At 70.9% G+C, this 18,808-nt stretch carries 19 protein-coding genes; 10 read left to right on the forward strand and 9 right to left on the reverse strand.

The window, feature by feature from the left end:
* Positions 1-496 precede the first annotated feature (496 nt).
* The 3 genes from AB0C21_RS09730 (at position 497) to AB0C21_RS09740 (ending at position 7,449) form a co-directional block, all read left to right on the forward strand.
* Positions 497-3,031 (forward strand): transglycosylase domain-containing protein, encoded by a 2,535-nt coding sequence (locus tag AB0C21_RS09730; RefSeq protein WP_500203605.1) that lies wholly within the window; start codon positions 497-499, stop codon positions 3,029-3,031.
* A 436-nt stretch (positions 3,032-3,467) separates the two neighbouring features.
* Positions 3,468-5,915, forward strand: coding sequence for a transglycosylase domain-containing protein (locus AB0C21_RS09735; RefSeq protein WP_500203606.1), 2,448 nt, complete (start codon positions 3,468-3,470; stop codon positions 5,913-5,915).
* Between the two features lie 124 nt (positions 5,916-6,039).
* On the forward strand, positions 6,040-7,449 hold the full coding sequence (locus tag AB0C21_RS09740; protein WP_500203607.1) for a glycosyltransferase family 87 protein: 1,410 nt from the start codon (positions 6,040-6,042) through the stop codon (positions 7,447-7,449).
* Between the two features lie 34 nt (positions 7,450-7,483).
* Here the strand turns inward: AB0C21_RS09740 and AB0C21_RS09745 are convergent, their stop codons facing one another.
* Positions 7,484-8,431 carry a MerR family transcriptional regulator gene (locus AB0C21_RS09745; protein WP_500203608.1) on the reverse strand — a complete coding sequence of 316 codons (948 nt, stop codon included), beginning with the start codon at positions 8,429-8,431 and terminating at the stop codon, positions 7,484-7,486.
* 154 nt (positions 8,432-8,585) lie between these two features.
* Positions 8,586-9,053 carry a hypothetical protein gene (locus AB0C21_RS09750; protein ID WP_500203609.1) on the reverse strand — a complete coding sequence of 156 codons (468 nt, stop codon included), beginning with the start codon at positions 9,051-9,053 and terminating at the stop codon, positions 8,586-8,588.
* A gap of 350 nt (positions 9,054-9,403) precedes the next feature.
* Between AB0C21_RS09750 and AB0C21_RS09755 the strand changes: the two genes are divergently transcribed.
* Positions 9,404-9,871 (forward strand): barstar family protein, encoded by a 468-nt coding sequence (locus tag AB0C21_RS09755; RefSeq protein WP_500203610.1) that lies wholly within the window; start codon positions 9,404-9,406, stop codon positions 9,869-9,871.
* A gap of 4 nt (positions 9,872-9,875) precedes the next feature.
* Here the strand turns inward: AB0C21_RS09755 and AB0C21_RS09760 are convergent, their stop codons facing one another.
* The 4 genes from AB0C21_RS09760 to AB0C21_RS09775 all read right to left on the reverse strand — a co-directional run bounded on the left by AB0C21_RS09760 (position 9,876) and on the right by AB0C21_RS09775 (position 11,583).
* A complete protein-coding gene (locus AB0C21_RS09760; RefSeq protein WP_500203611.1) occupies positions 9,876-10,262 on the reverse strand; it encodes a DUF4190 domain-containing protein in 387 nt (128 codons plus the stop codon).
* Positions 10,263-10,447: 185 nt separating this feature from the next.
* On the reverse strand, positions 10,448-10,765 hold the full coding sequence (locus tag AB0C21_RS09765; protein ID WP_500203746.1) for a TIM barrel protein: 318 nt from the start codon (positions 10,763-10,765) through the stop codon (positions 10,448-10,450).
* Entirely contained in the window at positions 10,651-11,214 is a 564-nt protein-coding gene (locus tag AB0C21_RS09770) for a TIM barrel protein (protein ID WP_500203612.1), read from the reverse strand. The genes AB0C21_RS09765 and AB0C21_RS09770 overlap by 115 nt, the downstream gene beginning before the upstream one ends.
* A 54-nt stretch (positions 11,215-11,268) precedes the next feature.
* The gene (locus AB0C21_RS09775) at positions 11,269-11,583 is read right to left on the reverse strand and encodes a hypothetical protein (protein WP_500203613.1); all 315 of its coding nucleotides are present in this window, start codon (positions 11,581-11,583) and stop codon (positions 11,269-11,271) included.
* A gap of 208 nt (positions 11,584-11,791) precedes the next feature.
* On the opposite strand from AB0C21_RS09775, the gene AB0C21_RS09780 reads away from it, so the two are divergent.
* The 6 genes from AB0C21_RS09780 (at position 11,792) to AB0C21_RS09805 (ending at position 15,136) form a co-directional block, all read left to right on the forward strand.
* A complete protein-coding gene (locus AB0C21_RS09780; RefSeq protein ID WP_160161101.1) occupies positions 11,792-11,968 on the forward strand; it encodes a hypothetical protein in 177 nt (58 codons plus the stop codon).
* A gap of 379 nt (positions 11,969-12,347) precedes the next feature.
* Entirely contained in the window at positions 12,348-12,638 is a 291-nt protein-coding gene (gene rpsF / locus AB0C21_RS09785) for a 30S ribosomal protein S6 (RefSeq protein WP_131877633.1), read from the forward strand.
* A gap of 37 nt (positions 12,639-12,675) precedes the next feature.
* Positions 12,676-13,221 (forward strand): single-stranded DNA-binding protein, encoded by a 546-nt coding sequence (locus tag AB0C21_RS09790; protein WP_500203614.1) that lies wholly within the window; start codon positions 12,676-12,678, stop codon positions 13,219-13,221.
* 77 nt (positions 13,222-13,298) lie between these two features.
* Positions 13,299-13,535, forward strand: coding sequence for a 30S ribosomal protein S18 (rpsR, locus tag AB0C21_RS09795; RefSeq protein ID WP_019631633.1), 237 nt, complete (start codon positions 13,299-13,301; stop codon positions 13,533-13,535).
* Positions 13,536-13,553: 18 nt separating this feature from the next.
* The gene (gene rplI, locus AB0C21_RS09800) at positions 13,554-14,000 is read left to right on the forward strand and encodes a 50S ribosomal protein L9 (protein WP_500203615.1); all 447 of its coding nucleotides are present in this window, start codon (positions 13,554-13,556) and stop codon (positions 13,998-14,000) included.
* A gap of 269 nt (positions 14,001-14,269) precedes the next feature.
* Positions 14,270-15,136, forward strand: a complete 867-nt coding sequence (locus tag AB0C21_RS09805) for a peptidoglycan recognition protein family protein (protein ID WP_500203747.1) — start codon at positions 14,270-14,272, stop codon at positions 15,134-15,136.
* Positions 15,137-15,291: 155 nt separating this feature from the next.
* On the opposite strand, the gene AB0C21_RS09810 is transcribed toward AB0C21_RS09805, so the two are convergent.
* The 3 genes from AB0C21_RS09810 to AB0C21_RS09820 form a co-directional block, all read right to left on the reverse strand.
* Positions 15,292-15,480 carry a hypothetical protein gene (locus tag AB0C21_RS09810; RefSeq protein ID WP_117397984.1) on the reverse strand — a complete coding sequence of 63 codons (189 nt, stop codon included), beginning with the start codon at positions 15,478-15,480 and terminating at the stop codon, positions 15,292-15,294.
* A 53-nt stretch (positions 15,481-15,533) separates the two neighbouring features.
* Positions 15,534-16,946, reverse strand: coding sequence for a hypothetical protein (locus tag AB0C21_RS09815; RefSeq protein WP_500203616.1), 1,413 nt, complete (start codon positions 16,944-16,946; stop codon positions 15,534-15,536).
* A 282-nt stretch (positions 16,947-17,228) separates the two neighbouring features.
* On the reverse strand, positions 17,229-18,554 hold the full coding sequence (locus AB0C21_RS09820) for an MATE family efflux transporter (RefSeq protein WP_500203617.1): 1,326 nt from the start codon (positions 18,552-18,554) through the stop codon (positions 17,229-17,231).
* Positions 18,555-18,808: the final 254 nt, after the last annotated feature.

The raw sequence follows: 18,808 nt of genomic DNA on the forward strand, positions 1-18,808 counted from the left end.
GGGCACGTTCGGCGGCCCCGGCGGCAACGGCGGTCCCGGTGGGACTCCCGGCCAAGGCGGCTTCGGCGGTAACGGAGGCCCCGGCCAAGGCGGCTTCGGCGGACCCGGCGGCAACGGTGGCCCCGGTGGGACGTCCGGCCCTGGCGGACCCAGCGGCCCTGGCGGACCCAGCGGCCCTGGCGGACCCGGTGGCCCTGGCGGACCCGGTGGAGCCGGTGGGGGCAGCGGGCTCGGGGGATTCCCGCCGTCGGGCGGCGGTCCCGGTATGGGCAACGCGCCCGGCGCTTCGCCTCCGGTCGGCCAAGGCATGCCGGCCGGGCCGGGCATGGGCGGCGGTCGCCATGCGATGGGCGGCCCTCCCGGCCTTCCCGCGGCTCCGGGGGCCGGTCCCGGAGGCCCCGGGTTCCCGAACCCGTCCGGCATGCCCGGACGAGGGGTTCCGGGTGCGCCCGGTGCGGGCGGAATGGGGCCGCCCGCCGGATTCGGGACGCCGGGGATGCCCGGCGCGGCCCCGAAGCCGGGCGTGCGCGAGAAGCTCGGCGAGCTCGGCAAGGCCGGGCAGGAACTCGGCGCGAAGGTGACCGCGAGGTTCCGCAGTACCGGCACGCGCGCCGCCAACCGCACGGGCGGACCCGGCGTACCCAACCGCACGGGTGTACCCGGCGGCCCGGGCGGGCCTGGGGGTCCCGGAGGCCCCGGCGGGCCGGGAGGCCCCGGCGGGCCCGGTCGGCAGGGGCCGCCTGGGAAGAAGGGGTTCCTCGGCCATCTGCGCTCCCGCGAGACGGGCTGGCGGCGGTTCATCCCGTCCTGGAAGGTCGTGGGCGGGGTCTGCGGCCTCGGCCTCGCGGCGTTCGTCACGCTGATCTGGGTCGCCTACGCCAACACCCCGACCCCGAAGGAGCCGACGGTCGCGGGCGTCGAGGACCAGGCGTCGATCTTCTACTACACCGACGGCACGGAGATCGGCCGGATCGGCAAGAAGCGGCAGAGCGTCGAGCTGGCCAAGATCCCGCCGAACGTCCAGAACGCGGTGCTGGCGGCGGAGAACCGCAGCTTCCGCACCGACCCGGGCTTCTCGATCAAGGGCACGACGCGGGCGGTGTGGGACAACCTGACCGGCGGGTCCGGCGGCGGTTCCACGATCACCCAGCAGCTCGCGAAGAACTACTACTCCGACCCGAACAACCGGACGGTCAGCCGGAAGTTCCAGGAGCTGTTCATCTCGCTGAAGCTGGAGGACGAGCACTCCAAGGACGAGATCCTCAAGCTCTACCTGAACACCATCTACTTCGGCCGCGACACCTACGGCATCCAGGCCGCGTCCCGCGAGTACTTCGGGACGGACGTGTGGAAGCTGACGCCCGACCAGGCGGCCCTCCTCGGCGGCATCATCCAGAACCCGAACCGGGACCCGGGGGACAAGGCCAACCAGGCGTGGGTGACCGGCAGGTACCAGTACACGCTCAACGGCATGGTCTCGATGGGCAAGCTCAGCCGGGCCGAGGCCGACAAGTACATCAAGCAGGGCGTGCCCAAGATGCGGAAGGCGGGCACCAGCGACCAGCTCTACGGCGGCCAGCGCGGCTACATGCTGATGCGCGCCAAGCTGGAGCTGGGCCGGATGAAGATCGACACCAAGGAGCTGACGACCCAGGGCCTGCGGGTCTACACGACGTTCGACCGCAAGAAGATGGCGATGGCCAAGCGCGCGGCCGAGCACACCGTCCCGCAGGTGAACCCGAAGAAGCTCGCGAAGAAGAAGATCCGCGTGGGCCTGGTGTCGGTGAACTCCGCGAACGGCGAGGTCGTCGCGTTCTACGGCGGTCCCGACTACCTGGACCAGTCCTTCGACAACGTGTGGCAGGGCTCGGCGCAGGCCGGGTCGGCGATGAAGCCCTACGTGCTCGCGACGGCGCTGAAGCAGAACTACAGCCTGAAGAGCCTGGTCGAGGGACGCTCGAACACGCCGATCGGCCCGGACGGCAGCGTGGTGCCCAAGGACACCGACGGCGCCGTGATCATCCGGAACAGCCACGACGTCGGCCCGGCGATCAACCTGATCACCGCGACGAAGGACTCGGTCAACACCGCGTTCATCCAGCTGATGGGCAAGGTCGGCATCGAAGAGGCGATCAAGACCGAGACCGACGCCGGCATCGCGTCCGACCTGCTGGAACCGCACAAGTGCTGCCTGAACCTGGCGCTCGGCGTCAACAACATCCGGCCGATCGAGCAGGCGGCGGGGTACGCGGTGTTCGCCAACGGCGGGATGTACCACCAGCCGCACGTGATCCGCGTGGTCAAGAAGTCGGACGGCAAGACGGTGCGGCTGCGGCCCACGTACGAGAAGCGGCGGGTCTTCAGCCCTAAGGTCGCCGCGGACGCGACGTACGCGATGCAGCAGGTCATCAAGAGCGGGACCGCGACGGCGGCGGCCCTGCCGGACGGGCGGCAGGCGGCGGGCAAGACCGGTACGACCGACCGCAACGTCTCGTCGTGGTTCGTCGGGTACGTCCCGCAGATGTCGACCGCGGTGACGATCTACAACGACGCGCTCGGACCGGACGGCAAGAAGAAGTCGGTCATCCTGCCGGGGATCGGCGAAGTGGAAGGCGGCACCATCCCCGCCCGCATCTGGCGGTCCTACATGTCGAACGCGGTGCAGGGCATGGACCCGCAGGCGTTCCCGCCGCCCGCGTGGGGCGGGATCGTGCAGAAGTGGGCGAAGCCGCCGGAGAAGAAGAAGGAAGACGACGGCAAGCCGCCGTGGTGCAACACCCCGGTCGGCAAGTTCGACCCGCGCTGCCAGGACGGCGGCGACGGGGGCCAGGGCAATCTGCCGCCGTGCCAGTCCCCGTTCCAGAACGGCAACTGCGACCCGAACAAGCCGCCGAGCAACCCGCCGCCGCGGTGGTGGTGCCAGATCCACCAGGGCGACCCCGCCTGCCGCAACAAGAGGGGCGGCCGGGGCGCCCAGCCCCAGACCGAGACCCTGAACCCTCTGCAACTGCTGACGAGGCCGCCCGAATGAACCGGCCGGCCCTCCCGAACCGAACCGTCCACTGGAGATAGGGGTGTGACATGAAGCATCCTTGCGAATTGCCGCACGCCGGCGTCCTTGTCCGCGTGCGTCGATCCGCCCCGACGAAGGTGAGCCTTTCCTTGGCGGCCCCTTCCGCGCCGGGGGCACAGTACGCTCGGACGACGCACAGCCGTCCCCCAGTTGATGAGGCCGCGTGAGTAACCCAAGCCGATACGGACCGGAATTCGGAGAGGGCTCTGGCCGGAGGGGCTCCCCCCGCCCCGGCTCTTCCGGCATGCCCTCGGGCGCGCAGCGCGGCGGGCCGGGCGGCTCGCCGACGCCGGGCCGGGCACCGCGCCCCGGAGGCAGGCCGGGCGGACGGGCGGGCGGTCCCCCGCGCTCGGGCGCCCCTGGAGGCACCCGTCGCCGAGGCGCGCCCGCGGCCATGCCGTCGGGCGGCGGCGGCCGCCCGATGCGGCGCGGCCCAGGCGGCCCAGGTGGTCCCGGCGGCCCTGGCGGTCCCGGTGGCCCGGGTGGTCCCGGCGGGCCCGGCGGCCCTGGCGGACGCGGTGGTTCCGGAGGCGGCGGGGACGACGGCTTCTGGGGCGACGAGGGCGGCGGCGCCGGCCGCGGCGGGGGGCGCCGCGAGCGCAAGCGCACCGACGAGGCGAACCAGAAGACCGGTTGGAAGCGCTACATCCCCAACTGGAAGATCGTCGTCGCGGTCGTCAGCGTGATGATCCTCGGCCTGGCGATCCTCGTCGTCGTCGCCTACGCCAACACCCCGATGCCGAGCGAAGCGCAGGACGCCGCGAAGGCCCAGGAGTCGGTGATCACCTACGCGGACGGGTCACCGCTGGCCCGCATCGGCACCCACCGCGAGAACCTCCCGCTGGCCAAGGTGCCGAAGCACGTCCAGAACGCCGTCCTCGCCGCGGAGGACCGCAACTTCTGGCACGAGCCGGGGATCTCGCCGATGGGGATCGTGGGCGCGATGTACCGGGCCGGGACGGGCGGCGACGTCGCCGGCGCCTCGACGATCACGCAGCAGCTGGCCCGCAACTACTGGGCGAACCTCAGCACGGACCGCACGGCCAGCCGCAAGTTCAAGGAGATCCTCATCTCCATCCGCATGGGCAAGGAGATGCCCAAGTCGCGGGTCCTTGAGCTGTACCTGAACACCGTCCCGTTCGGGCGGCACGCCTACGGCGTCCAGGCCGCGTCCCGCGCCTTCTTCCACAAGCCCGTCACGGAGATCAACGAGTCGGAGGCGGCGATGCTCGCGGCGTTGATCCAGCGGCCGGGCTACTTCGCCACCTACGGGCCGGACTCCAACCCGGCCAAGCGGGCGCTGATCAGCCGCTGGAACTACGTCCTCGACGGCATGGTCGAGAAGGGCTGGCTCGACTCGGCCAAGCGCGCCCAGGCGAAGTTCCCCCAGACGCAGAAGAACTGGAGCGACGTCCCGGACGACCCGAACTCCGGCTACCTCCGGGACCGCGTCCTCAACGAGCTGAAGACGCTCGGCATCACCGAGCAGGACCTGGACACCGGCGGTCTGAAGATCACCACCACGTTCCGCAAGGACCTGCAGGACTACACCAACAAGGCCGTCGCGCAGATCCGCAAGCAGAACGGGCTGAAGAGCGACATCCAGTTCGGGCTCGCGGCGGTCGACCCGAAGACCGGTGGGGTGGTGGCCGCCTACGGCGGTCCGAGCTACGCCAAGCAGCAGTTCGACAACTCCTTCCAGGGCAAGGTGCAGCCGGGTTCGTCGTTCAAGCCGATCGTGCTCGCCACGGCGCTCGACCAGGGCATCAGCCTGCGGACGACGATGGACGGCAGCTACAAGCGGACGATCGCCGGCGCGTCGTTCACCAACGACAGCCGCTCGGAGAACGGCGTCTACAACCTCAAGCAGATGACGGCGATGTCGATCAACACGGCGTACGTCGACCTGGGGCAGAAGGTCCAACTGGCCAACGTCGTGGAGATGGCCAAGAAGATGGGCATCCCGGAAGGGACCCCGGACCTCAAGGACGACATCACGTCGCTGCCGCTGGGCGTCATCGACGCGACCCCGGTCACGATGGCGTCGGTGTACTCGACGTTCGCGGCGGGCGGCAAGCACCGGCAGGCCCACGTGATCGCCAAGATCACCGACAACCGCGGCCGCCCCATCATGAACAACGAGCACAAGCTGCTGAAGAAGCTGCCCTGGGAGAAGCCCACGACGGCCTTCGACGAGGGCGTCGCGGCGGACGCCACGGCCGCGATGCGGGCGGTCGTCACCAGCGGTACCGGTACCCGCGCCAGCCTCGGCGCCCGTCCGGTGGCCGGCAAGACCGGTACCACCGACGAGAACAAGTCGGCCTGGTTCGTCGGCTACACGCCGGAGCTCGCGACGTCGGCGGCGATGTGGCGGCAGGACAAGAACGGCAACCGCAAGTCGCTGATCGGCGTCGGCAACTACAGCCAGGTCTACGGTGGTACGGTCCCGGCCGAGCTGTTCAAGATCTTCATGCTGAAGGCCTTGGAGGGCAAGGACATCTCGCCGTTCCCGCCGCCGGTGAACGGCGGCCAGGTCGCCCCGTGGGCCAAGGCGAAGCCGACGCCCACCACGTCCGCGACCCCGACGCCGACCAACACGCCGACGTGCCAGCCGGGGCAGCAGAACCCCCAGCCCGGCTGCCAGTCGCAGTCGCCGAAGCCGACGGACACGCCGACCATCACCCCGCCGGGGTCGGGCGACGTGCCGTGCGACCAGTACAACATGCCGCTCGGCTGCAACCCGAACCTTCCTCCGGAAGGCGACAAGTCCTGGTGGTGCGCGAAACCGCAGCACAGGAACGACCCGGCCTGCCGCCAGACCGACCCCAACGCGGGCAACTAGCGGTACGTCCGTGACGCGACGGCCCGGAGCCCCGGCGGCTCCGGGCCGTTCCGTTTCCGGCCGCGCGCGCCTCCGGGCACGAATAGGCTTGCTGTCCATGTCGTCGTCTACGGAGAGGCTCGGGATGCCCGCCGACAGTGACGGGACGGTCGCTCCCGGACGGCTGAGGCGCCTCGCGCCGGTGCTGACGGGGTTCACCGCCCTGGTGTGCGCTCTCGGCTGGCTGCAGAAGCAGCCGTGCGCGTCGGTGCGGTTCGACTTCCTCAAGACGACGGCGAACGCCTGCTACACCGACGTCTACCCGCTCTACTACGTGCGCGGGCTCAACGACGGGAAGATCCCGTACTTCGACACGTTCGCTGGCTCCGACATCCGCCACGTCGAGTATCCGGTGCTGAGCGGCGGCTTCATGCAGCTCGTCGCGTGGCTGGTCAAGCCGTTCGGAGCGGACGGGCGCGGGCTCGCGTTCTACAACGTCACCGTCCTGCTCCTCGCCGTCCTCGCGGTCGTCGCCGTCCTCGCCACCGCGTACGCGGCCGGACGCCGTTCGCTGCGCACCGGCCTGATGGTGGCGCTGTCCCCCGCGCTGCTGCTCACCGCCTACATCAACTGGGACCTGCTGGCGGTGGCCCTGTCGGCGCTGGCGCTGGCCGCCTGGTCGGCGCGCCGTCCGGCCCTGGCGGGGGCGCTCCTCGGCCTGGCGATCGCGGCGAAGTTCTATCCGCTGCTGTTCCTCGGGCCGCTCGTCCTGCTGTGCGTCCGGGCCGGGCAGTGGCGCGCCATGGGCCGGATGCTCGCCGGCACGGCCGCCGGGTGGCTGGCCGTGAACCTGCCCGTGATGCTCTTCGCGTGGGACGGGTGGAAGGAGTTCTACACCTTCAGCCAGAAGCGCGGCATCGACTGGGGCTCGATCTTCTTCGTGCTGCAGGACCACGGGCTGGACAAGCCCGCCTCCGACACCGACCTGCTCAACCTGATCGGCACGGGAACGTTCCTCGTCCTCGCCGCCGGGATCGCCGTGCTGGCCCTGGCCGCCCCGCGCCGCCCGCGGCTGCCGCAGCTGATGTTCCTCGTGCTGGTCGCGTTCATGCTGCCGAACAAGGTCTGGTCGCCGCAGTACGTCCTGTGGCTGCTGCCGCTCGCGGTGCTGGCCCGACCGAAGCTGCCGGCGTTCGTCGCCTGGCAGCTCGGCGAGATCGCCTACTTCTTCGGCATCTGGTGGTACCTGCTGTCGGTGTCCGCCCAGACCCAGGGCGCCGACCTGTCCGGGACGCTGTCGGCGGTCCTGAGCCTGGACGCCCCGGACGGCGGGATCGGCAAGGACGTCTACTCGCTGGCGCTGCTCGCCCGCTTCGTGACCGTCCTCGCGCTGGCGGTGCTGGTGGTGCGGGACGTCCTGGTCCCGTCCGCCGACGTCGTCCGGTCGGAAGGGGAGGACGACCCGGCGGGCGGTGTCCTCGACGGGGCGCCCGATGTGGTGGCCCTGGGACGCCGGCGCGGCGACCACCACGTCAGCGTCCCCCAGCCCTCCTGAGGATCCGTGTTTCCGAACCTCGGCCTTCCCGGGGTCAGCCGCCTTCCCCGATCCGGGGCCGCAGCGCGTCGATGAACCATTCGAACAGCGGCGTCAGCGTCGGCGGGACGGGCCACCCGTTGATGACGGCGAGCAGCTGCCAGTACCGCTCGGCGCGGCGGTCGGTGCCGATCTCCAGCCGGTGCAGCAGGTCGCGCCGGAACGCGGCGTCGTCGGCGGCGCCCCACGTCTCGGCGAAGGCGCGGACCAGCTCGTCCACCACGGGACGGGCGTCGTCCGAGCGCGGGTCGACGCCGTCCGCGACGGCCTGCTCGACCCTCTGGCGGGTCAGGTCGGCGAGGGTGGCGGCGCCGTCCGGGAGGCCGCTGTTCTTGGCCATCTCGGCCGCCTGGAACTCGGCCATCCGCCGCACCGAGGCCCGGAAGCCGGGGTCGCCGACCAGCTCGGCCAGCTCGACCCAGGCGTCGACCTGCTCGGGTTCGGGGTCGTCGGGCAGCTCCGGCAGCGCGGCGCGCATCTTCTCCGCGAAGCCGGGGTGGACGTCGAGCCCCGCGAAGGACTCGTCGATGAAGTCGGTGATGATCCGGCGCCGCTCCTCGTCGGAGAGCCGGGCGAGCCTGTGCATGAGTTCTATCTCCTCCGGGGTCGATCCGCGTTTCGCCACCGCCCGCAGCACGGCCCGGCGCAGCCTGAGCGTGCGGATCTGCACGTCCAGCGCGTCCGCGTGCGCCGCCGCGACCTGCCCGACGCCGACCTCCCGGTCCAGCAGCCGCTGGACGGTGGCGAGGTCGACGCCGAGGTCCCGCAGCGTGCGCACCAGGTCGAGGCGCGCGGCGGCGTCCGCGTCGTAGAGCCGGTATCCGGCCTCGGTACGGCGGGTGGGCGGGACGACACCGGCGTCGGAGTAGAACCGGATCGTCCGCACCGAGAGCCCGGTGCGGCGCGCCAGTTCGCCGATCGTGTACATGGTGTCGCCGTCCATGCCCCTCACCCTGAGGCCTCCAGCCGGTGGAGACTCAACCCCGGACTTCGCACGCTCCCACAATTCCGTGCGCCGCCAAGGGCGCGGGTAGGGAAAGGCCCGTCCCGGGCGGGTTCGCCGGGACGGGCCTTCGGGGGCCTGCTGGGGTCGTTGCTCAGTCCTCGTGAGCGGGATCGGCGACGGTGGGGGTGGTGCCTTCGCGGCGGGCGCGGCGGACGTCCTCGACGAACTCGCGGGAGAACATCGCGGACAGGGTGGCGACGCCGCCGCGGTGGACGCGGATCTCCCCGTGCCGGATCTCCCCGGTGACGCGGATCGCGCGGCCGCCGCCGTTCTCGCCCGTCCAGTCCTTGACGCGGCCGCGGCCGGTGTAGTGCAGGTCCCAGTGGTCGATCCGGGCGTCCTGCGGGACCAGCAGCTTCACCATCGAGTGGTCGAGGTCGACCGCGATCTCGATGTCGCCGTCCGGGATCCGCGGCGAGCGCAGGTCCAGCACGACCATGCCGCGTCGGGCGCGGACCTCGAAGCGGCGGCCGGTCGTCCAGTGGCCGAGCTTCTTGACGGTCTCGTAGTGGGCCTGGACGCGGGTCGCGGTGCCGGCGGTGGTGGGCGCGGTGTTCATCTCTGTGTTCCTCTCGGAATCGGGCAACTACCTCGCTCTAAGAGCTGCTCGCTTAGTGAGCATCTCTCTATTCGAGAGAATAGGGAACGGCGAGAGGCGTGTCAAGGGATGCTCGGCGCGGTAGGGATCGCCTTGGCCGCGGCCTCGGCGGCATGCACGGAAGCGCGATGGACGCCCTGGACGTTGAACGCCGCCGCCGCACTCCTCCGTTGAAGGAGGTGCGCCCATGGCCGTAAATCTGCCGATATCGGAGGTTTTGCGGCTTATGCCGGGGAACGGAAGGCGGCGGGTGGGGCTGGCCGCCCGCTCCTCGCGGACCCGCGGGGACGCCGGAACTGCCGGGAGATGACGTGAACGCGGACCAAGCGCTGACCGAGCTGCTGGCCGGACGGCTGGAACCGGGCGTCTACCAGTGGCGGATACCGCCGGTGCCGGGCGCGGTCGGTGACACGAGCTGGATGGAGCGGGCCGAGGAGGCCGGCTGGCGGGGCTTCTACCTCGATGGGCGGCGCGCACGGACGGAGGAGGCGTTCCTGCGGCTGTGCGCCGGCGTCTTCGATCCGCCGGAGGGAGCGGGCGCCGGCTGGGACGATCTCGGCAGGTACCTCAGGGACCTGTCCTGGGCGCCCGCGAAACACGGCTACATGGTGCTGTACGAGTCGTGGGCCGAACTGGCCGAGACGGACCCGGCGTCGCTGCGGGCCGTCCTGGACGTCTTCGCCGCGGCGGTGAAGACGTGGCGGGACACCCCCACCCCCATGACGGTGCTGATGTCGAGCGTCGGCGTGGAGGTGGCGGGCGTTCCCCGGCTCGTCTGAACGGTCAGTACGTGCTGCTGCTCGCGGCGCCGCTGCCCACGATCATCGCCCACAGGCCGATGTAGAAGATCCAGAAGATCAGCCATCCCGCGGACACGATGTAGCCGAGGACGAGACCGGCGACGGCCATGCCGTGGCCGCCCTCGCGCGTCCGCTTGATCTGGTTGAGCGAGACGTGCCCGAAGATGACCGCCAGGATCGACGTCAGCCCGCAGGCGAAGAAGCCGATGAGCCCGCACACCAGCGACGCGGTCGCCATCCCGTTGGTCGGCGCGGTGACCGGGGTCGACGACCCGTAGTAGTGGTGCTGGACCGCGGGCTGCTGGGAGTAGGACTGGGCGTAGGGGTCCTGCGCTCCGTAGCCGTAGGGGTCGTAAGGGGGCTGTGCCATGTGCTTCCCGATCGGTTCGCGCGCCCGCCGCCGGAGAGAGCACGCGTGCGCTGAGGGCTGGTTCCGGATTATGCCAGTGTGACGTGATCTTCGGACTTTGTCGTCAGGCTGGGCCTACGCGCGTTTAGATGCCGCGCCCGCCACCGCGGTTCCCGGACTCCGGCGACGATCCCGACTCTGCTTCGTCAGAGCTTGGAACGCAACCAGGAAATGTCGTCGGCCTGGCCCTCGGAGGGCGTCTCCACCACGACCGGGGCGCCCGCCGCCCGGACCACGCCGAGGATCAGCTCGGGGTCGATGCTGCCACTGCCCAGGTTGGCGTGCCTGTCGGCCCCCGACCCGAACGAATCGCGGCTGTCGTTGCAGTGCACCAGGTCGATGCGGCCGGTTATGGCCTTGATCCGGTCGACGGCGTCGACGAGTTCCTCCCCCGCCGCGTGCGCGTGGCAGGTGTCGAGGCAGAAACCGAGCTTGGACTCCAGGCCCGGGACGCCCGACAGCACCTCCACAGCCGCGCGATCCGGTCGAACTTGCGCGCCATCGCGTTCCCGCCGCCCGCGGTGTTCTCGATGTAGACCGGAATCGGACACTCGATCCGCTCGAACACCTTGCGCCAGTTCTCGAAGCCGGTCTCCGGGTCGTCGTCCTTCAGCACGTGCCCGCCGTGCACGATCAGCGCCTTGGCGCCGATCGACGCGGCCGCCTCCAGCTGCTGGGTGAGGTTCTTGCGGCTCGGGATCCGGATCCGGTTGTTGGACGTCGCCACGTTGATCGTGTACGGGGCGTGCACGTACACGTCCACGCCGGAGCCCTCCAGCGCCTCCACGCCCTCGGGCAGGACCGGCTTCTTCCACCCCTGCGGGTCGCCGAGGAAGAACTGGACGACGTCGGCGCCGACCGCGCGGGCGTTGTCGAGCGGGTTGGTCTGGTCGACGTGGGCTCCGATGCGCATGCTCACGAGACTAGCCGCGCCCTCGGACAGGGCGGGCGGATCCCGGGCCGGCGCTCAGAGCGAGAAGCCCCCGTGGCTGAGCGCGAAGCCGGCGCCGACGAACGCGGCGACCATGCCGATCACGTTCAGCCACCGCTCGTTCGTCGTCGCGGAGATCATCTGGGAGTACAGGGCGACCGGCAGGCCGATCACGCCGAGGAGCGCCCCGGCGAAGTGGGTCGCGGGGATCCAGCCGAGGATCAGCGCCGCGATGCCGAGCGTGAGCGCGGCCACCGCCAGCACGTCCTGCCGCCGGTGCGGGCCGGCCTCGCTCTGCGCGCGGGAGGCGCGCTCGCGCTGCGCGTCGCTGCCGGTCGCCTGCTGGGACATCGGGATCCTCCTCCAGCTCAGCTCCCGCGCCTCGGGCCAGACGGTGCGCGCGGGACCGGACGGACCATGCGGGTAAAGGAATGCCCAGCCGAGACGAAGATCAATCGGGACCGGGCACGGAATGTCGGCGGCACCCGGTACGGTCGAACACGGATTCGAGAACACCGGCTCGGGTCCGCCCCCGAGGGGAAGCGGGGAGGAGCAGGAGGTGCAGACCGTGAGGGAAGCGGAGTTGGGGCTCATCGGTGACGCGGAGCTCGTCGAGGAGCTGTCGATGCTGACGACCCAGGCCGCCCGCATGCGAGCCCGCATGGCGGACATCATGGCCGAACTGGAACGCCGCCGCTGTACCGCCCGGGCCGCCCAACCCAAGGCAAGGCACTGACGAGCACCATGGCGCACACCGGCGGCAGGCGCTCCGCTCCGAGAACCGGCACCGGCTGCCTCTGGGGGGCGACCCCCAGACCCCCGGAAGGGCGGGGCACGAGCCGATTCCCTGCGCTCCGCTGCAGGAACCGGCAGGGCCTCGTGTGGGGGGCGACCCCCACACCCCCGGGAGAAGCGGGTCACAAGCCGTTTCCCTGCACTCCGCTGGCGCTCCGCTCCGGGAACCGGCTTGTGCACGTCTCAGTGTTGGTAGCCTGTATCGGTCTCGCGGCAGGTCCGCCCGGCGATCCGGGCCGGTGCCGCCGCGGCGGACGCAAGAGCCCTCCTGTCACGGAGAGACCGTGACCGCATCAGTCCAGAGGAGGTAGGGACACAGCATGCGTCGTTACGAACTCATGACCATTCTCGACCCCGCCATCGACGAGCGCACCGCGGGTGCGGCGCTCGACCCGTTCCTGAAGGTCGTCAAGGACGGCGGCGGCAGCGTGGAGAAGGTCGACGTCTGGGGCCGCCGGCGCCTGGCGTACGACATCCAGAAGAAGTCCGAAGGCATCTACGCGGTGGTCGACCTGTCGGCTGAGCCTGCCACGGTCAAGGAGCTCGACCGGCAGCTCAACCTGAGCGAGTCCATCCTCCGCACCAAGGTCATCCGCCCCGAGGTCCACTGAGCCCGGCTCAGCCCTCACACCAGCCGGAGCGAGCCCCATGGCAGGCGACACCGTAATCACGATCGTCGGGAACCTCGTCGAGGACCCGAATCTGCGCTTCACCCCGAGCGGCCAGGCGGTCGCGTCGTTCCGCCTCGCCTCGACCCCGCGGTTCTTCGACCGCCAGTCGGGCGACTGGAAGGACGGGGAGGCGCTGTTCCTGACCTGCAACGTCTGGCGGCAGGCCGCCGAGAACGTGGCCGAGACCCTGCAGCGCGGCATGCGGGTGATCGTGCAGGGACGCCTCAAGCAGCGCTCCTACGAGACCCGCGAGGGTGAGAAGCGCACCGTCTTCGAGGTCGAGGTCGACGAGGTCGGCCCGTCGCTGCGCAACGCCACCGCCAAGGTCAACAAGACCCAGCGGCAGGGTGGCGGCGGTGGCGGCGGCTTCGGCGGCGGCGGCGGTCAGGGCGGCGGCGGTTTCGGGGGCGGCCAGCAGGGCGGCGGCTTCGGCGGCGGCCAGCAGGGCGGCGCTCCGGCCGACGACCCCTGGGCCACCGGCGGCGGGGGCGGCGGCGGATTCTCCGACGACCCGCCCTTCTAAGGCCTCCGGCACGACCACGCAACAACGAGTACACGTCCATTCCCGCGTGAGCGGGGCTCTCCCAAAGGAGCACCACGATGGCGAAGCCACCTCCCCGCAAGCCGAAGAAGAAGGTTTGCGTTTTCTGCCAGGAGAAGATCTCCTACGTCGACTACAAGGACACGGGCCTGCTGCGGAAGTTCATCTCCGACCGCGGCAAGATCCGTGCCCGGCGGGTGACCGGCAACTGCACCCAGCACCAGCGGGACGTCGCCACGGCGATCAAGAACGCCCGTGAGATGGCGCTGCTGCCGTACACCAGCACCGCGCGCTGAGGCAGGGGGTAAAGAATCATGAAGCTCATCCTGACCCAGCAGGTCTCCGGGCTCGGCGAGCCCGGTGACGTCATCGACGTCCGCGACGGCTACGGCCGCAACTACCTCGTCCCCCGCGGGTTCGCGATCAAGTGGACCCGGGGTGCCGAGAAGGAGGTCGACTCGATCAAGAAGGCGCGCTCGGCCCGCGAGATCGCGACCGTCGAGCACGCCCGTGAGGTCGCCGACCGCCTCGGCGGCCTGCGCGTCACGCTGCGCACCCGCACCGGCAGCAACGGCCGCCTGTTCGGCGCCGTCACCGCCGCCGACATCGCCGAGGCGGTCCGCGCCGCCGACGGCCCCGACCTGGACCGCCGCCGCATCGAGATCGGCAACCCGATCAAGACCGTCGGCACCCACCGGGTAAGCGTGCGCCTGCACAGCGACGTCAACGCCACGATCGACGTCAACGTCCTCGAGGCCTGACCCGCACCACCCGACGACCCCCGAGCCCACCCAGGGCCGGGGGTCGTCGTCGTACTCCCCGAAATTTCCCGCCCTCACGCACACCCCCACCGCCGACGACCCCGACGTGGCGGGTCCCTGGTTGTGGAGTCTGTCCACGTTTTGCGTGGCCGCTGATGTTTGGGTTTCCCGTGAAACGTCCGTGAACCGGCGTGCGTTTGAGTGATCGCCTTTGCGGCGATTACGTTCCGTGACCACGATGTCGCGGGACGAAGGGGGCGGTGGTGAGCATGCATTCGGGGGAGGGTGCGGACGAGCCGCATCGCGGGGCCGGGGCACTGACGCGCCGGGCGCTGATCGGCGGCGTCATGGGGGCCGGCCTGGTGGAGATGCTGCCCCTCGGGACGTCCCGCCAGAATGAAGCCATGGCGGAGGAGCTTGCAGCCGGATCGTACAACGGGGTCGACCAGCGCGTTCTTTTCACGGCCGACGCCCCGCACGTGTACACGCGGGCGCAGTGGCATGCGAGGCCGCCCAGGCGCCCGGCCAAGGTCGTCGACAGGGCGCCGGACCACATCGTCGTGCACCACACGGCGACGACGAACTCGCGGGGCCGCTCGCTCGCCCATGCGTTCGCCCTGTCGCGGACCATCCAGAACATCCACATGAACCGGAACCGCTGGGACGACGCGGGCCAGCAGCTCACGATCAGCCGGGGCGGCATCGTGATGGAGGGCCGGAACCGGAGCCTGCGGGCCATCCGGTCGGGCGACCTCGCCATCGGCGCCCAGGTCCTGCACCACAACCAGCACACGATCGGCATCGAGAACGAGGGCACCTACATGTCCGGCCGGGTGCCGGGCGCCCTGTGGAAATCGCTGGTCGAGGTCTGCGTCTGGCTGTGCCGGAAGTACGATCTCGACCCGGCCAAGGCCATCGTCGGGCACCGCGACTACAACAAGACCCTGTGCCCCGGCGATGCCCTCTACGCACGACTGCCCGCGTTGCGGCGCTCGGTGGCCTACCGTCTGGAGGGCTCGTCGAGCCATCACTCGACGAGCCCCGACACGACGGGCGAGGACTCCACGGGCCCGAATGACTCCGACGGCGGGCTGATCCTGCCGCCCCTGCTGCCGTCCCTCGACGACCTGGACTGAGCGGCTGTGTTCCAAAGCCCCGGCTCGCTGAGTGACCGGGACCGGGCGAACGCGGCATCGCTTCGTGGCCTGCCCGGTTCCGCTCGCCTTCGGCTTCGCTGCACCGGGCAGGTCACGCGTTCGGGTGCGTGGCCGAGGCCACTTCGAGAAGGGCCCTAGGTTTCAGGGGTCGTGTAGCGGGTGCGGCGGCGGGCGATCTCGGGGTCGATGCCCTCGACGAGCGACCAGATGCCCGCCACCCGTTCGACCAGGGTCTCCGGGGGCAGACCGGTGAGGCCCTCCGCCGCCAGGTCGTCGATCGCCTGAGTCAGCCGGGCCATCCGCTCGCCGTGTGTGGAACACATGTTCGAATAGTAGCGGGAGTGGCCGGCGGGGCGGGGGCGATCCTAGAAACGCGCTAACCGATCGTGTACGCACCGATCACGGTCTGGTCGACCAGGCCGGGGACGGTCATGCGGAGGGAGACCTGCCCGGCCGACGGGTTGCGGATCGTCGCCGTCCAGTTCGCACCGGACTTGCGGACGGTGACCTTCCGCCACGCGCGACCCTCGTCGACCGAGAACTGGAGCGAAGGAGCCGCGGTCGAGCCGGGGACGTTCAGCGTGATCGGCTGCCGGGCTCCCGGCCGGGCCTGGTTCTGGTCGTCCAGCGGGGTGCGGAGACGGATCCCCGGCAGCGACACCGGCTTGTCGTCGCGGACCGTGAAGCGCAGGACGGTGTGCTCCGTCGATGTGTGCTCCGACCAGGGAGCCTGCCGGGTCGCGTCCAAGGTGAGCGAGTAGTCGCCGGGAGGCGGCGCCGGCCAGTCGTAGGCGGCGCCGGGCTCGTCGCTCTGGTAGACGACGCGGTCCTGCGCGTCCCGCAGCACCGAGCGGCCGGTCGTCCCGGCGTAGGGCCCGAGCGCGCTCCTGCTGTCCCAGGTCGAGAGCATCGGGACCGCGATCGAGGGCTCTTGGCCTGCGGTCGACCAGATGGCCATGCCATGGCCGGATGTGAAAGGCCCGATGTTCCACGCCTGGGTGTAGTTCCCGGCACGCGGCGGGGTCAGCGACCGGGAGCGCTCGTCCACGCTGTCGTACGAGCAGTCCGGCGTGGTGACGCCCGAGTCGAGCGACCAGGTGAAGCCCGGGGTGAAGTACTCGGTGCGGGTCGTGGGCAGCGAGCCGACGCCGACCCAGGAGCCGATGCCGACGTCGCCCCAGTCGACGCCGACGTGTCCGCCGCCGCAGGCGGGACGTCCTTCGGCGCCGTACCTGGTGCGGACCGCCGCGAGGTCGCCCGTCCGGATCGGCTGGGCGAACGGCTCGTCCAGGCGTCCTTCGGTGAGGCTCGCGAGACTGTAGACGTAGGGGCTGGATTCGGTGGAGCCCTTCTTGGTCATGATGGCCTGCGCGCGGAGGGCGAGTCCCGGCGCGGAGCCGGTGGGCGTCACGTAGAGTTCCACGCCGTCATTGAAGGTCATGAGGGACTGCTCGCCGCCGATCCGCTGCGTCACCGTGATGCCCGCGGAGGCCAGCCCGGCGTCCGCGCGGTCGATCCGGGGCAGGATGGGGCGGCCTTCGCGGGCGTCCAGGACGAGGTCGCCGGGCTGGACGTCCGGCAGGTAAACGAGGGTGTTGGACGTGCCGGTCGGAACCCAGGCCATCACCGCGTAACGGCCGGCGGGCACCTCGCTCTCCAGGCGTCCGTTCACCACCGTGCCGCCCAGCCAGTCGCCGCCGTCCAGCGGGGCCAGCGTGACGAACACTTCCTCGGGGGCCTTCCCGTCGCGGTCCAGGACCGTGATGGAGACCTGCTCCCCCTTGGCCAACCGCGCCGAAGCGAGCGGACGGACAGGACGTGGCCGCTCGCCTTGGATGCGCGTTGCGCGATAACCGTCATGCGGGGTGGCGCGGGCATCCCGCGGCCGCACAGGACCGGGATCGGCGTGGGCCGGGGCCACGGCGACGGATGCCGTGCCGGTCAGCGTGAGCGCGAGACCGATTCCCACGGCCGTCTTCTTCAGGGACAAGGGGATACCTCCTGCTCGGGCGTCTACCTCCGCATGTCCGGAGGAAGGCGAGCATTTCGGCATCAGATGATCTTTCCGGTGTCAGCGGACGGCGCCGGTGACCATCCAGCGGTCGCCGCGGGCCCGCAGGCCCAGCGTGATCATCCGGGTGAGCATCCACAGCCCGATCGCGAACCAGAGGCCGACCAGGCCCGTTTCCGTCCGGTAGACGGCGATGGCGGCTGGCAGGAAGACCGCGGTCGCGACCAGCGTCGTCACGGCGAGGTAGGCGCCGTCGCCGGCCCCGATCAGGATGCCGTCCAGGACGAACACCACACCGGCGACCGGTTGCAGCACCGCCACGACGAGCAGCGAGGCGAGCAGGAGGTCCCGGACGTCGCCGTCTGCGGTGAACAGGGCGGGCAGCCACGGCCTGACCACCAGGATGGTCAGGCCGAACGCGACGCCGCAGCCGACGGCCCACCACACCATCCGGCGCGTGACGGCCCGCGTGGCGGTGATGTCGGACGCGCCCAGATAGCGCCCGGTGATGGCCTGGCCGGCGATCGCGATGGCGTCGAGCGCGAACGCCAGCAGCGTCCACACCTGGAACCCGACCTGGTACGCGGCGATCTCCGGGTCCCCCATGCGCGCCGCGATCGACGTACCGACGATGAGGACGACGCGCAGCGCCGCCGTCCGGACGAGCAGCCCGAGACCCGCCGTGGCGGAGGTGCGCAACCCGTCCAGGTCAGGACGGACCTGGGCGCCGTGCCGGCGGGCGGCGCGCAGCACCACGGCCACGTACACGGCGGCGCTGCCGGTCTGCGCGACGACGGTGCCCCACGCGGATCCGGCGATGCCCCACCCGAGCACGATCACGAACACCACGTTGAGCAGCAGGTTCAGCGAGAAGCCGCCGATCGACACGAGCAGCGGGGTGCGCGTGTCCTGGAGGCCGCGCAGCACGCCCGTCCCGGCCAGGACGACCAGCATCGACGGGATCCCGAACAGGCTGACCCGCAGGTACGTCGCGGCGTAGGGCGCCACACCCGGGGACGCGCCGAAGGCGTCCACGATCCAGGGGATCAGCGGCCAGCCCACCGCGATCAGCGCGGCGCCGATGGCGACCGCGAGCCACATGCCGTCGATGCCCTGCCTGATCGCCGCCCGCAGGTCGCCCGCCCCGACCCGGCGCGCCACGCCCGCGGTCGTCCCGTAGGCGAGGAAGACGCAGAGGTAGACGAGCGTGTTCAGGGCCTGGCCGGCGACCCCGAGCCCGCCCAGCTGAGCGGTGCCGAGATGCCCGACGATGGCCGAGTCCGAGAGCAGGAAGAGGGGTTCCGCGACGAGCGCGCCGAAGGCCGGCACGGCGAGGCGCAGGATCTCGCGGTCGTGCGCGGACGCGAGCCGCCGGGGAGTCGTCACCGCGCCGAGGGTACCAGCGTGTAACTCACAAATAAAATAAGAGCCTTACATCGCCCCGGTCGGCCGACTTTCTTTCCCGCACACCCGGTGGACGACGTTACCGCAGTTCAGCGAGGTGACACGGGCATCGTCCACGGAGAATCCACAGAGTTGTCCACAGGTCGTGCACAACCTGACCCGCGTGTCTGCACAGGCCGTCCACAGGTTTGTCCACAGCTCGCTTTGCCCGCGGCGGCGCGGGCTCGGGAGAATGT

It is taken from the genome of Spirillospora sp. NPDC049024 (assembly GCF_040649235.1).
Lineage (GTDB): Bacteria > Actinomycetota > Actinomycetes > Streptosporangiales > Streptosporangiaceae > Spirillospora.